At 54.2% G+C, this 13,698-nt stretch carries 9 protein-coding genes and 1 riboswitch; of the genes, 6 read left to right on the top strand and 3 right to left on the bottom strand.

Annotated features, from left to right (window positions below; genetic code table 11):
• Positions 1-14: 14 nt before the first annotated feature.
• Positions 15-117, top strand: a riboswitch (TPP riboswitch).
• Between the two features lie 53 nt (positions 118-170).
• The 4 genes from thiC to ACUHMQ_RS00150 all read left to right on the top strand — a co-directional run bounded on the left by thiC (position 171) and on the right by ACUHMQ_RS00150 (position 5,651).
• The gene (gene thiC / locus ACUHMQ_RS00165; RefSeq protein ID WP_445293409.1) at positions 171-2,087 is read left to right on the top strand and encodes a phosphomethylpyrimidine synthase ThiC; all 1,917 of its coding nucleotides are present in this window, start codon (positions 171-173) and stop codon (positions 2,085-2,087) included.
• Between the two features lie 188 nt (positions 2,088-2,275).
• On the top strand, positions 2,276-3,805 hold the full coding sequence (locus tag ACUHMQ_RS00160; RefSeq protein ID WP_445293408.1) for a methyl-accepting chemotaxis protein: 1,530 nt from the start codon (positions 2,276-2,278) through the stop codon (positions 3,803-3,805).
• 119 nt (positions 3,806-3,924) lie between these two features.
• Entirely contained in the window at positions 3,925-4,680 is a 756-nt protein-coding gene (locus ACUHMQ_RS00155) for a substrate-binding periplasmic protein (RefSeq protein WP_445293407.1), read from the top strand.
• A 203-nt stretch (positions 4,681-4,883) separates the two neighbouring features.
• On the top strand, positions 4,884-5,651 hold the full coding sequence (locus ACUHMQ_RS00150) for a substrate-binding periplasmic protein (protein ID WP_445293406.1): 768 nt from the start codon (positions 4,884-4,886) through the stop codon (positions 5,649-5,651).
• An 84-nt stretch (positions 5,652-5,735) separates the two neighbouring features.
• On the opposite strand, the gene ACUHMQ_RS00145 is transcribed toward ACUHMQ_RS00150, so the two are convergent.
• Together ACUHMQ_RS00145 and ACUHMQ_RS00140 are read right to left on the bottom strand one after the other, a co-directional pair.
• Entirely contained in the window at positions 5,736-7,430 is a 1,695-nt protein-coding gene (locus ACUHMQ_RS00145) for a bifunctional metallophosphatase/5'-nucleotidase (protein WP_445293405.1), read from the bottom strand.
• A 226-nt stretch (positions 7,431-7,656) separates the two neighbouring features.
• Positions 7,657-8,283, bottom strand: a complete 627-nt coding sequence (locus ACUHMQ_RS00140; protein WP_445293404.1) for a DUF2238 domain-containing protein — start codon at positions 8,281-8,283, stop codon at positions 7,657-7,659.
• Between the two features lie 405 nt (positions 8,284-8,688).
• Here ACUHMQ_RS00140 and ACUHMQ_RS00135 point away from each other — a divergent pair, with 405 nt between their 5' ends.
• A complete protein-coding gene (locus tag ACUHMQ_RS00135) occupies positions 8,689-9,576 on the top strand; it encodes an N-acetylmuramoyl-L-alanine amidase (protein WP_445293403.1) in 888 nt (295 codons plus the stop codon).
• Positions 9,577-10,061: 485 nt separating this feature from the next.
• Positions 10,062-11,681, top strand: a complete 1,620-nt coding sequence (locus ACUHMQ_RS00130) for a glycoside hydrolase family 10-like protein (protein WP_445293402.1) — start codon at positions 10,062-10,064, stop codon at positions 11,679-11,681.
• A 294-nt stretch (positions 11,682-11,975) separates the two neighbouring features.
• Here ACUHMQ_RS00130 and ACUHMQ_RS00125 read toward each other — a convergent pair whose 3' ends face one another.
• On the bottom strand, positions 11,976-13,658 hold the full coding sequence (locus tag ACUHMQ_RS00125) for an ABC transporter substrate-binding protein (protein WP_445293401.1): 1,683 nt from the start codon (positions 13,656-13,658) through the stop codon (positions 11,976-11,978).
• Positions 13,659-13,698 lie beyond the last annotated feature (40 nt).

The following is a 13,698-nucleotide window of genomic DNA, read 5'->3' as shown; positions in this document are numbered from 1 at the left end:
AGCCCATCGCTTGCTCAAGACGCTAGGGGTTCTAGGCGGCCCAACCCGCCTGGATGAGAAATACCCTCTGCACCTGACCCGGTTAACACCGGCGTAGGGAAGCGTCATACGGCTATTGCATACGCGTTGCCGTCCCTCGCATGCCCTGCGCCGTTCACAGGAAATATACGATGAACGCGCCGCAAAAAATCCTCTCGCAAACCGCCCTGGTCGATAACGCCTCCGTCCAGCCTTTCCCTGCCTCACAAAAAATCTATGTTGAGGGAAGCCGACCCGATATTCGCGTCCCGATGCGAGAAATCAGCCAAACCGATACACCTACCAGTTTTGGCGGCGAGAAGAATCCGCCTATTTATGTTTACGACACTTCCGGCCCTTATACCGACCCGAATGTGAAAATCGATATACGCAAGGGTCTGACGCCGCTACGAGCACAATGGATTGCTGAGCGCCGCGATACCGAACAGCTGGCAGGGATGAGCAGTGACTATGGTCGTGCCCGCGAAGCAGACAAGTCGCTAGACAGCCTGCGTTTTGAGCTGACCCGCAAGCCGCTGCGGGCCAAGGCAGGGGCCAATGTCAGCCAGATGCATTATGCCCGCCGTGGCATCATTACACCGGAAATGGAGTTCATCGCCATCCGTGAGGATCTCAAGCGCAAGGAATACATCGAGTCATTACGCACCGCCGGCGGCAAATTGGCAGACCGTATGGTGGCGCTGCTGACCCGCCAACATCCTGGCCAAAGTTTCGGTGCAGTCATTCCGCAGGAAATCACCCCCGAGTTTGTACGCCAGGAGGTCGCCCGTGGCCGCGCCATCATCCCAGCCAACATCAATCACCCGGAAAGCGAGCCGATGATCATCGGTCGCAACTTCATGGTGAAGATCAACGGCAATATCGGTAATTCGGCCGTTACCTCCAGCATCGAGGAAGAGGTCGAGAAGATGACCTGGGGGACACGCTGGGGTGCCGACACCATCATGGACCTCAGTACCGGTAAGCATATCCATGAGACGCGCGAGTGGATTCTGCGTAACTCCCCGGTACCTATCGGTACGGTGCCTATCTACCAGGCATTGGAAAAAGTCGATGGCAAGGCGGAGGAACTGACCTGGGAGATGTTCCGCGATACGCTGATCGAACAAGCCGAGCAAGGTGTGGACTACTTCACCATCCATGCGGGCGTACTGCTGCGCTATGTGCCGATGACAGCCAAGCGGATGACCGGCATCGTGTCACGCGGTGGCTCCATCATGGCCAAGTGGTGCTTGGCTCACCATAAGGAGAATTTCCTTTACACCCACTTTGAGGAAATCTGCGACATCATGAAAGCCTACGACGTCAGCTTTTCGCTTGGCGATGGGCTACGTCCAGGTAGCGGCTGGGACGCAAACGACGAAGCGCAACTGGGCGAATTGCAGACACTGGGGGAATTGACTCAGCTGGCTTGGAAACACGACGTGCAAACCATGATTGAAGGCCCCGGCCATGTGCCGATGCAGTTGATCAAAGAAAACATGGAATTGCAGCTCGACTGGTGTGACGAAGCCCCGTTCTACACCCTTGGGCCGCTGACTACGGACATCGCACCTGGTTACGACCATATCACCTCTGCCATCGGCGCTGCACAGATCGGCTGGTACGGCACCGCCATGCTCTGCTACGTAACGCCAAAGGAACACCTGGGCTTACCAAACAAGGACGACGTGAAAGAAGGCATCATGGCCTACAAAATCGCCGCCCATGCTGCCGACTTGGCAAAAGGCCACCCTGGTGCGCAGATCCGTGACAACGCCCTATCAAAGGCGCGTTTTGAATTCCGCTGGGAAGATCAGTTCAATCTGGGCCTGGACCCAGACCGTGCTCGCGAGTACCACGACGAAACCCTGCCTCAGCAGGGAGCAAAGGTTGCCCATTTCTGCTCCATGTGCGGCCCGCACTTCTGTTCGATGAAGATCACCCAGGATGTACGGGACTTCGCCGAAAAGCAGGGCATTGCAACAGAAGATGCATTGCAAGCAGGTATGGCGGCGAAGTCGATTGAATTCGTGAAACGCGGTGCCAAGGTCTACCACAAAGAATGACCTGACTTACCATTCGTAACAAAGGCCAGAACAATCTGGCCTTTGTTTATTCTGGAATTTGGTTTTTTAGCATTGCCGACTAAGCTCAGAAATGATGAGGTGGCTTAAGACTGCTTAATAGACACCCACGCACTCATGTACGAAGTGCAGTCGATTCCATGGAATCAAGCTATAGATAGGTGCCGACAATGAAATTTACCCGAAGCATCAGCGGGCGACTCAATATCCTATTCGTGCTTATTGTTTCCCTGGTAATGGGTGGACTTGGCGCGTACAACTACTTTGCCACCAAGTCGCAATTGGAAAGTAGCTTATCGGAGCAGACTGATTCACTGGCCACACGGTTGCAACTCAGTTTGCCTGCTGCCATCTGGAATTTCGACAAAACCCAGATAGGCCAAGTATTGGAAGCGGAAATGGTGTCGCCCACTTTCAGCGGCATCCGCCTGAATAATGGTAAAGATCATCTACTGGGGTTGATGCGTGGTCCGGAAGGCAAAGTGGTGCCAGCCGATGCCAAAGCAGAAATCGGCGGCGTATTGCGCGAAGTGGAATTGAAATTCGACGATAATGGGCAGAAAAAAGTTGTCGCCAAAGCCCAGATCTATGTCCGCCACGATTCCGTTGATGCCGCATTACGGCAAAGCGTATGGACATTGGTGATACAAATCATCATTGTTGATCTGGTGCTTACCATCGCGCTAGCGTTCAGCCTTACTTCAGTGGTGCTCAAGCCGCTCCGGCGACTTAATAATGCACTCAAGGAAATCTCCACCGGCTCAGCTGACCTGACGCGTCGGCTGCGCATTGTCGGGCAGGATGAATTTGCCGACGTGTCCCAATCGTTCAACGTTTTTGTGGAGCGATTGCAGGGCATCATGCGCCAGGTATCCGATACCGCACCGCAGCTGGCGGCTGCCGCCGAGCAAACCAGCCGCATCATGGAACAAAGCAGCGCCGGTATTCAGCTACAGCAAAAGGAAAGCGAAGCCGTTGTTGCTGCCGCAGGCGAATTGGGCCTCAAGGTCCATGAGATTACTGTCAATACCGGTGCCGCTTCTGAAGCGGCCAACTATGCAGATATCGAAGCCGAAAAAGGCCAGAACGTTGTAAACGACGCCATCCAGACTATTGGTGAAGCCACCGCTGAAGTGGACAATGCCGCTCAGGTAATCGCACATCTGGCCACCAACAGCCAAAAAATCGGCTCTGTTTTGATGGTGATTAACGAGATTGCCAAACAAACCAATCTACTTGCCTTGAATGCTGCCATCGAAGCCGCCCGAGCCGGGGAGGCCGGCCGGGGGTTTGCCGTTGTGGCAGATGAAGTTCGCACTCTCGCCAACCGTACGCACGACTCCACAACTGAAATCCAAAAAGTCATCGCCGAGCTGCAAGAAGGCACCCACCAAGCAGTTGCCGTAATGAAAAGCAGCAAAGAAAAGGCTGCGTTAGGTCTGCAACGCGCCCGCGATGCCGGTTTGAATATCCAGCACCTGGCTGAATCGGCACGCAAGATTGCCGAATTGAACGAGGAAATCGCCACGGCTTCGAGTCAGCAGGACGAAGTGGTTGCCAACGTCACCGAAAGTATTCGTGCCATACAGAAAGTGGTTGCGGAAGCCGCCAGCGGTGCGCTCGAAACCTCCGTCGCCAGCGAAGAAGTCGCCCGGCTTGCCGTACGGCTGCAAATTTCCGTCGAGCAGTTCAAGGTCTGATGAATTGGCTTTCACCGCTCAAAGTCTTCATAGCCACCTTCTCGCGCGCGAGACTTTCGGATAGCGGCATCCAGCAACCATTGCATAGCACGCTCAAATAAAGAGCGGGAGAAAAGTACATGGATCGTCGCAAGGTCATACAGGTTCTGTTTGCGATTCTTGGCAGCGGTCTACTGACCACAGCATCAGCTGATAACAAGACGATCACCCTCGCTTCATTGGAGTGGCCACCTTACACCGGCGCAAAGTTAACCGAACAAGGTGCCAGCGTCGCTGTGGCCAAAGCTGCGTTCAAGGCGATGGGTTATGAGCTGAAAGTGGAGTTCTATCCCTGGAGCCGTGCAGTGCAATTGGGCAAGTCGAGTCCGACCCACGCCGGCTATTTCCCAGAATACGACTCTGCAGATGTACGCAAGGACTTCACCTTGTCAGAACCTATGGGCACCGGCCCCTTGGGCTTAGCTCAACGTGTTGATGCGCCATTCTCCTGGAGCAATATTGCCGACTTGTCGAACAAGAAGGTCGGCGTGGTCCAGGACTATGTCAATACGGCCGAATTCGATGCCAGGGTCGCTTCCAAACAACAGAAGGTGGATGTCGCTATCGATGACGGCAAAAACCTGCTCAAGCTGGCTGGCGGCCGGCTGGACGTTGCTGTGGTGGACAGCAACGTCTTCAACTATCTGATGAAAACCGACCCGGCGCTCAAACCCTACGTGGGCAAACTGGGCATGAACGCCAAGGTACTGGAAGACAAAAAGCTGTTCATCTGCTTCAAGAAAGATGCTGAAGGGCAACGTGTGGCGAATATCTTCAACGAAGGCCTGAAGAAAATCGATGTGAAAGCCCTGATGAGCAAACATCTAGGCGGCTGAGAACCTATTCAAAGTCTCATTTTGAGCATGGTGCAATGCTAAGAATCTGTTTATCAGATCTGTCGCGAGCAGCTGTCAGCAGGGTGCAGAGCAGCACAGAAACCGGAATGTACTTAGATGCATGAGGGTTTCGAGCAGCACATAAACCTTGATCACAGCTGCGCAGTAAGATCGTTCTAATATCTAATTCTGAGGGTGACGCAATGCGAAAGACCACATTGTTACTGACACTTCTTGCCCTTACCGGGCTTACAGCACAAGCTGCTGATAAGCCCGCCACAATCAAGTTGTGTACAGACAACGTCGAAGCGTTCCCCTGGGTAGTCAATGGCCGGGACGGGTTGAATATCATCCATCTGAAGCAGGTAGGGCAAAAGGTCGGCGTCAAGGTCGAGATCGTACTGGTACCGTGGGCCCGCTGTCTGGACGATATGCGCCAGGGCACCATGGATGGTGCATTCTCTTCCAGCTTCAAGCAGGACCGGCTCGCCATGGGGTTTTATCCAGGCGCCAGCGACAAACCCGATATGGCCAAGTACCTGATGATGAGCGGCTATTCGCTGTATAAGCTCAAAGGTAGCAATATCAGCTACGACGGCAAGACCATCAGCAATCTGACAAGTGCGGTTGGGGCACAGCAGGGTTATTCGATTATCGACCAGCTAAAAACAATGGGAGTACGGGTAGACGATGGTACGCGTGGCGCCGACGACAACCTGCGCAAACTCATGGCAGGCCGGCTGCAAGTGGTCGCCCTGCAAACCCAGGAAGGCGATAACTCCATCGCCCAGGCCGAGTTCAGCGGTAAAGTCGAGAAGATAAGCCCACCGCTTGTGGAGAAGCCTTACTTCCTGATGCTGTCGAAGCAGTTCTACGGCAAATATACGGAGTTCTCCAACGAGATCTGGGATGCCGTTGCCTCGGTACGAGAATCACCCGAATACAAGAGAGTGGTTTCCAGCTTTAAGTAAATCGACTCCCAAAACACAGTGGCCCGCTTTACGTAAAGCGGGCCACTGTGTTTTTAGTCAGGCGTGGAATACAGCAGCCAGCGCTTATTGCGTTTTCACCACCCTGCCCAATGCAGGTACCGCCAAGGGCGAGTTGGCTTTGACGTACTTCTCCAATGCATCGATGTCCTGTGCGCCACCCAACCGGTCGGTACCCAGATTCAGTACGGTAAAGCCATCCCCACCTGTCGCCATGAAGTTGTTCACCGTCACCCGGTAATTTGCTTGCAGATCCAGCACCACGCCATTCAGTTTGATGCTGGCTGTATCAACACGTTGCCCGGCAGGCTTGGTGCTGTCCCAGCGATAACTGAAGCCTTGCGAAGGATGCAGGACACGATCGATTGGCTGATTATTGGTGTAACCAACAAACTGCTGCTCAAGTAGCTCTTTGACCTGTGCGCCAGTCAGCGTCATCGTCACCAAGCTGTTGCCGAAGGGCTGAACAGTGAAAAGCTGACCATAGGTGACGCTGCCCGATGCATCCGGTACTAGATCGGTACGTGCACCGCCCGGATTCAGGAATGCGATCGTGGCATTGCCAAATGCTGAGCCACTGGTAGCAGCCAATTGCGCGTCGGCAATCATATTTCCCAATGTTGCTTCACCACTTGCGTTGGCAGCTTTGAACAACCCACCCGTAAGCTGACCAGCCACACGGTTTTCCAAAGGTTTTACCAGTGCGTCGTACCGTTCAATCAACGATGTCAACACACTGTCCTTCGCAACATCGTTAGTCACCGGGATATTCGTGGCAGTACGCTTCACCACATCGCGCGTTAACGGGTCCAATGTGAAGTCGATCTCCGAAACTACTCGGCCATACTGGTTGGCACTGGTGACCAGCTTGCCATTGATTTCGCAGTTATAGGCTTGGTGCGTATGACCGCTGACAACCATGTCCACCGCCGGGTCCAGATTCTTGGTGATATCGACAATCGCACCCGACATCCCTTTGCATTCACTCAGCCCACCAGTCTGTGCTCCACCTTCATGCACCAGCACCACGATGGCATTGATGCCCTGCGCCTTCAGTTCTGGTACCAGCTGGTTCACCGTTTCTGCTTCATCCCGAAACTTGAGCCCCGCCACACCCGCTGGCGTCACCACTCCCGGCGTTCCTTTCAATGTCATGCCGATGAAGGCCACTTTGATGCCCTGGAATTCCTTGACCAGATAAGCCGGGAATAAGGTCTTGCCTGTTTTTTCATTGACCACGTTCGCGGCAAGATACTTGAACTTGGCGCCCCCAAAACTATTCTTGCCCACGCAGCCATCAACAGGATGACAACCACCGTTTTGCATCCGCAGCAGCTCTTCAGCTCCTTCGTCGAACTCATGGTTACCAACCGCGTTGAATTCGAGGCCCATCTCGTTCATCGCTTCGATAGTGGGCTCATCATGGAAAAGCGCCGACAATAAAGGGCTTGCACCGATCAGGTCACCAGCTGCAACCACCACATTATTCGGGTTCTTGGCCTTGAGCGTTTTCAACCAGGTTGCCAGGTACTCAGCGCCACCAGCATTCACCTTCACAGTTTTGCTCGGGTCTGCCGGGTCAGGCAACGTCAACGTACCGCCCGGTTTCAGATTCCCATGGAAATCATTGATGGCCAGCATCTTGACCTCCACCCTGTTGGTGGAAGGCGAAGTGACTACTGAGCCTTTATCGCCAGCGCATGCAGCCAACAGTAGTGAGATAGAAAGAACCGACAAGGACAGCAAATGTGTTCGAGACATTCTTAGATACCCAAGAAAGTAATGAAGGAGATTAGGCAACGATGAAGCCCAAGAGTTACAAGGCGCGTTGCCAATTTACGAGACAGGGCTATGGCCAATAAGCCACCTGTTCATAAGCGGCAGCGAGGGTACCCTAACAAGGAAAACAACGTGCAAAATCAGGATGTACTGTTGTATGTGAGGCAGTAATCTGTCCAATATCTTACTGTGCAGCCGCGATCAGAGCTTATGGCTGCTCAACGCGGGAAGGCATTCTACTCATCTGCCGATCGTGCCAACCGGCCAATAAGATGCAGCTCACCAAGCTCCCCAGCCAAGCGCAGAACATGTCCGACTGGGTATCCCATATATCTCCCTGGGTTCCCAGGAATTCCTCGGCTCCTTGCCCCATCATCAGTGCGGCGGCCCACTCCACCAGTTCATACCAGGCACTGACTGCCATAGCGACACAAACCGCCAGAAAACCTGCCATCTTCCGCCCTGAAACATGTCCACCACGCAGCAATACTTCCCGCGCCAGCAAGGCAGGAATCAACCCCTGTGCGAAATGCCCGAGTTTGTCGTAAGGATTGCGTGACAACGATAACCAGTCCTGCACCCAAAAACCCAGTGGCACACGTGCATAGGTATAGATACCACCCACAATCAGGATGAGCGCATGGGCAAAAACAAGCGTGTACAAAAGCGGCGTCAAAGGAAAACGCTTATAAGTGGCCGCCAGTAACGGCAACGCGATGATTACCGGCGCCACCTCCATAAGCCAGGTGGACCGCTCGAATGGCTGGATTCCAGATAACACCAGAAACACCGAAAGCAGCAAACCCGCGCCAAGCAGGGTGCGATGAGAGGTCATGGCTAGGAGGCAGTGTGAGTAAGCGTTCAGCTTAAATCATGTCGCTTGCTGTGGCTTGGTCAATAGATTGCCAAACCGGTATGTGTTTCCTCAATTCAACGGAACCCTTGCCCTTTAAGACAATCCCACCTTTAGAACCTGTTCACGATCTTGCGCAGCGGCGATCAGGGCTTATGTGCTGCTCTGCACCCTGCTGCCAGCTGCTCGTGACTGATCTTAAACAGGTTCTTGCGCTCACCCACCGCAGGCAAGCCTTACGGCTATCCCCGATAGTGGTAAGGATGCCCCCTTCCATACTATGAAAAAAGCGCTGAGAACCTGTTCACGATATTACTGCGCAGCTGTGATCAGGGGCTGATGACAAATCTTGAACAAGTTTCTCCCTAATAAAGGTGACCCAGACTAATGAAACGGCATGCCCTTCTACTCGCCCCTCTTCTATTGGCCGCCTGTGCCAGTACACCGACCTATCTGGCCCCCGACCAGCTGGTGGTGCAACCATCAGCCAACGCCAATGAGCGGGTGCGATTTCTGGTCATGCATTACACCGCGCGAGATTTCGCCTATTCATTGCATGCATTAAGCGAACCCAGTGTCGACGGCAGAGACGTCAGTGCGCACTACCTGCTACCGGAGGAGGGCGACCTCAGCTATAAGAACCCAACACTGCTGGCCTACCGGCTGGTGCCCGAAAGCCAGCGCGCCTGGCATGCAGGGATATCCCGTTGGGAAGACCGGCAGAACTTGAACGATCAGTCGATCGGCATCGAAAACGTCAACCAGGCCGGCTGCGTGCCCGTGGAGAATGCCGCCCCTTTGTGTACCTATCCGGATTTCTCGCCCGCCCAGCTTCAATTATTGCTCAAGCTGAGCCGCGACATCCTCTCACGCTATCCAGATATCACACCTACCCGTGTCATTGGCCATAGCGACATCGCACCACAGAGAAAAGTCGATCCTGGTCCCAGGTTCCCTTGGCAGTGGTTGGCAAGTAATGGTGTGGGCGCGTGGTATGAGAACGACACTGTCCTCAAACATTACCGTGCCCTGCAGGGCAAACCCGACGACAGCGCCTTATTGCTACGTGCATTGAAGGCATACGGTTATGGCGTGCCGGAAAATGGATTGACCAACGGAGATGCGGAAAACTATATCCGCGCTTTCCAGATGCATTTCCGCCCGTGGGAGGTCACTGGTCATGCCACAGCTGCGACAACTGCCACTGCACTAGCGCTCATTGAAAAGTACTTTCCAAATCGCTTGGAGAAGGTACTGCTGCCAGCAACGCCTTAGAACCGGTTCAAAGTTTTCTGCGCGTCAGCGATTCGATGTTGAAAACACCCTCGGAATGCTCATTTACGCTTTGTAAACTCCGCTTCCTCGGGCGTTTTCGCCTTGTCTTGCTTTAGCTCGCGAGACTTTAAACAAGCTTCTTAGAACCTGTTCACGATCTTACTGCGCAGCTGTGATCGGGGCTTATGTGCTGCTCGAAAGCCTCATGTACCCAAGTACATGCCGGTTTCTGCGCTGCTCTGCACTCCGCTGACAGCCGCTCGCGACAGATTTTGAACAGGTTCTTAGTAGTCATGCTCCACGATCTGCCTCGAATCGTTATCAACAGAGCCAAGAGCAGCGCATAAGCCCCGACCATGGCTGCACACTCAGATCGTGGCGCGGGTCCCGGCTTCACAAAGTCATGCTGTCATCGCTCAGTAAGCCATATGGACAAGCTTACGTTATGCTCCACGCTGGCTGCCATTATCTATAAACGAGTGTTCATGTTTCCCCTTAGCCGAAGTTTTGCGGCCGGCCTAATTGGTTTCCTGCTGGTAATGCAATCTGGTTGCGGCAATGTGTCGAGCCCCGCCAAAGCTGTCGCACCCGCTGCAGTACAGGAACTCGACAGCAAACGCCTTCCTGTTACCACAGCCACAGCGCCAGCCCAGCCGGCTTTACCACAAGTTCGACAGGAATTCCGTGCAGCTTGGGTAGCAACTGTCGCCAATCTCGACTGGCCCAGCCGGCCTGGCCTGCCCAGCAACCAACAGCAGGCGGAAGTCCGCACTATTCTCGACCGGGCAGTGGCACTGAATCTGAACGCTATCGTCCTGCAGGTACGGCCGACGGCTGATGCTATCTATCCCTCGGCGTTGGAACCCTGGTCGGCATATCTGACTGGCAAGCAAGGCCAACCACCCCAGCCGGAATACGACCCGCTCACTTTCTGGATTAGTGAGGCACATGCACGGAGCCTGGAGCTGCATGCCTGGTTCAACCCTTACCGGGCATGGCACCGGCAAATCAACATGCCGCTTTCAGATCAGCACGTCGTACGTAACCAAGCCGGGTGGGTACGGCAATATGGCGATTACCTTTGGCTGGACCCAGGCGAGCCGGCGGCATCTGAACGTGCATTGGCCGTCATGGCAGATGTGTTACGCCGTTACGATATCGATGGCATTCAGATAGATGACTATTTCTATCCTTATCCGATTCCTGCTGCCGGAAAAGCTGGTAAGCGAGGCGCGGTGCAAGACTTTCCCGACCAGGCCACCTGGAGCCGCTATCAAGCAAGCGGCGGAAAGCTGAGCCGGGCAGATTGGCGTCGCGATAATGTGAACCGGCTCGTCGAAGCTACCCATCATCTGGTACGCAAAGAAAAGCCCTGGGTAAAGTTTGGCATCAGCCCATTTGGCATAGGCCGTCCGGACCTGCGCCCTAACGGTATTGTTGGTTTCAGCCAATACGACCAGTTATATGCCGATGCTGAGCTTTGGCTGGCACAAGGCTGGGTCGATTACCTGGCGCCACAACTCTATTGGCCTGTTAATCAGCCCCGCCAGGCATTCTCGGTGCTATTGGCAAGCTGGCAGCGTGCCAACCCACTTGGCCGCCATATCTGGCCTGGATTGAATGTCAGCCGATTGGATGGCTCACCAACTGGTTGGTCTGCGAATGAAATCAACAGGCAGATTGAAGCCAGCCGGCAACCCGCCGGGCAGAGCGGCCAGCTGCATTTCAGCATGCGGACATTGCTGCAGAACCAACAGGCTATTGGCGCTGCGCTGCTAGAGCAAAGTTACGCCGAGCCGGCTTTGCTACCTAGCTACCCCTGGTGGGGAAACCGACGGCCCGCCATGCCCGGCTTACACGCACTGGGGAATGCACAGCTGCAAGTAGATGCAAGCCGCAGCGAACCCGCAAGGCTGGCAGTATGGAAGCAATACAAACATGGCTGGCAGCTTGGAATTCAAGCCGCCAGCAAAAACACCATCGGTCTGGCCGCACACCCGCAATGGGGCGAAGTATTGGCGGTGGCAGTGAAAGTACAGGACCGCGCTGGCTTATTGAGCGATGCCGCCGTCTGGCAAGTACGATCCTCGCCAGGACCAGCTTAAGAACCTATTTACGATCTTACTGCGCAGCTGTGATCAGGGCTTATGTGCTGCTCGAAATCCTCATGTACAACAGTACATTCCGGTTTCTGCGCTGCGTCACTGCTCTACGGTGGATCGTGAACAAGTTCTAGAGCCGGACCAAACTGTGCAGTCAGAACCTGTTCAAAGTCTCGCGAGCTAGAGCAAGACAAGGCAAAAACACCCAAGGAAGCGGAGCTTACACAGTGTAAATGAGCATTCCGAGGGTGTTTCCAACGCTGTATTGCTGACGCGCAACAGACTTAGGACCGGTTCTTAGTCCCGATAGACGTTCTCAAACTCCACACTCCCATTCGGCGCCATCACAAAGCCCTTCACGTCACGCCACATGGGGATGTAAACCGTGGAATGCGCCATGGTGATCCACGGCCGTTCCCGCTTGAAAATCACCTGCGCCTGCTCATAGAGCGCAACGCGCTTTTTCTGGTCGGTCGTAGCGCGGGCAGCTTCGACCAAGTGGTCGAATTCAGCGTTGCAGAACTTGTATCCGCCGGGGTTGGCGGCGCAGGTCAGGTTGGGTGACAGAAAATCATCGGCGTCGCCAGTCTCGCCAGACCAGCCGCTCATATAGACATGATGCTCACCCTTGCTGGCCCGCTTGAGATACTCACCCCACTCGTAGGTCTTGATATTGGTGGTCACACCGATTTTGGCCCAGTCCTGCTGAATCATCTGCGCCATAAGCTGCCCATTCGGGTTGGTCGGCCGGCTGATCGGCAAGGCCCACAAATCCACCTCTAAACCATTCGGAAACCCGGCTTTGGTCAATAGCTCCTTGGCACGCTTTGGGTCGTACTCATTCTTGAGCTGGTGGTTATAACCAGGAATCACCGGTGGAAACGCACTCACCGCCTGCATGGCATCCCCTCGCGGGAAGAGCGTCTTGAAAAGTGCATTGCGGTCGATGGCGATATCCAACGCTTCGCGTACTTCCCGCTTATCTGTAGGCGGCTTGGCAAGGTTAAATGCGAGGTAGGAAACATTCAGCGCCTGAATCTGTTGCAACTGAATATTGGGCTTGTTTTGTAGCGCCGCGATATCCACATCGCGAATCGGCGCTGTGATTTGGCACTCACCAGCCAGTAGCTTCTGTACCCGGACGCTTGGCTCGCGAGCGATCGATATGATCAACAGCCCGGTCTTCTGCTTACTACCCCAATAGTCAGGATTGGCTTCCAACCGCAGTACGTCATCCTTCCGGTAGGACTTGAAACGATAGGGACCAGTACCGATGGGGTAGTTATTGATATTGGCTGCCTGTCCCTTGGCCAGTAACTGGGTGGCATACTCGGCAGACTGGATGCCGGCGAAACTCATCGCAAAGTAATCGAGGAACGTCACATTGGGTGACTTCAATCGAAAACGCACCGTGTAGTCGTCAACCTTGTCCACACCTGCCAGCATCTGCGTCAGCCCGAGATTCTGTGGATAAACAAATGTGGCAGGAAACGCCTGGTTATAGGGGTGTTGCAGGTCGATAAAGCGCTGGAAGGTGAACAACACATCGTCGGCATTCAATGGCCGGGTAGGCTTGAAATAGGGAGTGTGGTGAAAACGCACATTCCGCCGCAGCTTGAAGGTAAAGGTTTTGGCATCAGGTGAAACCGTCCATTGCTCAGCCAGCTTCGGCTGCAGCCCGGTACCACCACGCTTGAAACTCAACAACCCTTGAAACATCTGACGTGTGACATTGCTGGTGCTGGAAGAATCCCACAACCCCGGGTCAAAACCTTCAGGGCTCGCATCAGCACAGTAGATCAACGGCTTGGCTAACACCATTGGACCCACCAGAGCCAAGGTGAGAAGAGCCAGTCTGGCAGGGAGAAATCGGCGTAATAACGGCATGAATAGTGAGTATAGAAATAAGGTCTGGGAAAGAATGCCGGGCTGGAATATCGCCCAGGCCCGGGATAGATAAATACCGCTGATCGGGTACATTAAATACTGTTCGTTTTTTATCTCAGCAAGGTTTCGCTGC

The sequence above is a fragment of the Chitinimonas violaceus genome (assembly GCF_052601015.1).
The sequence above is the reverse complement of the archived record's forward strand: the minus strand, read 5'-3'. Positions and strand labels throughout refer to the sequence as shown.

Bases quoted from the DNA above. Each gene is read 5' to 3' on its own strand.
- ACUHMQ_RS00150 (WP_445293406.1), top strand. From the start codon at position 4,884: ATGCGAAAGACCACATTGTTACTGACACTTCTTGCCCTTACCGGGCTT.
- ACUHMQ_RS00145 (WP_445293405.1), bottom strand. From the start codon at position 7,430: ATGTCTCGAACACATTTGCTGTCCTTGTCGGTTCTTTCTATCTCACTA.
- ACUHMQ_RS00140 (WP_445293404.1), bottom strand. From the start codon at position 8,283: ATGACCTCTCATCGCACCCTGCTTGGCGCGGGTTTGCTGCTTTCGGTG.
- ACUHMQ_RS00155 (WP_445293407.1), top strand. From the start codon at position 3,925: ATGGATCGTCGCAAGGTCATACAGGTTCTGTTTGCGATTCTTGGCAGC.
- thiC (WP_445293409.1), top strand. From the start codon at position 171: ATGAACGCGCCGCAAAAAATCCTCTCGCAAACCGCCCTGGTCGATAAC.
- ACUHMQ_RS00135 (WP_445293403.1), top strand. From the start codon at position 8,689: ATGAAACGGCATGCCCTTCTACTCGCCCCTCTTCTATTGGCCGCCTGT.
- ACUHMQ_RS00160 (WP_445293408.1), top strand. From the start codon at position 2,276: ATGAAATTTACCCGAAGCATCAGCGGGCGACTCAATATCCTATTCGTG.
- ACUHMQ_RS00130 (WP_445293402.1), top strand. From the start codon at position 10,062: ATGTTTCCCCTTAGCCGAAGTTTTGCGGCCGGCCTAATTGGTTTCCTG.
- ACUHMQ_RS00125 (WP_445293401.1), bottom strand. From the start codon at position 13,658: ATGTACCCGATCAGCGGTATTTATCTATCCCGGGCCTGGGCGATATTC.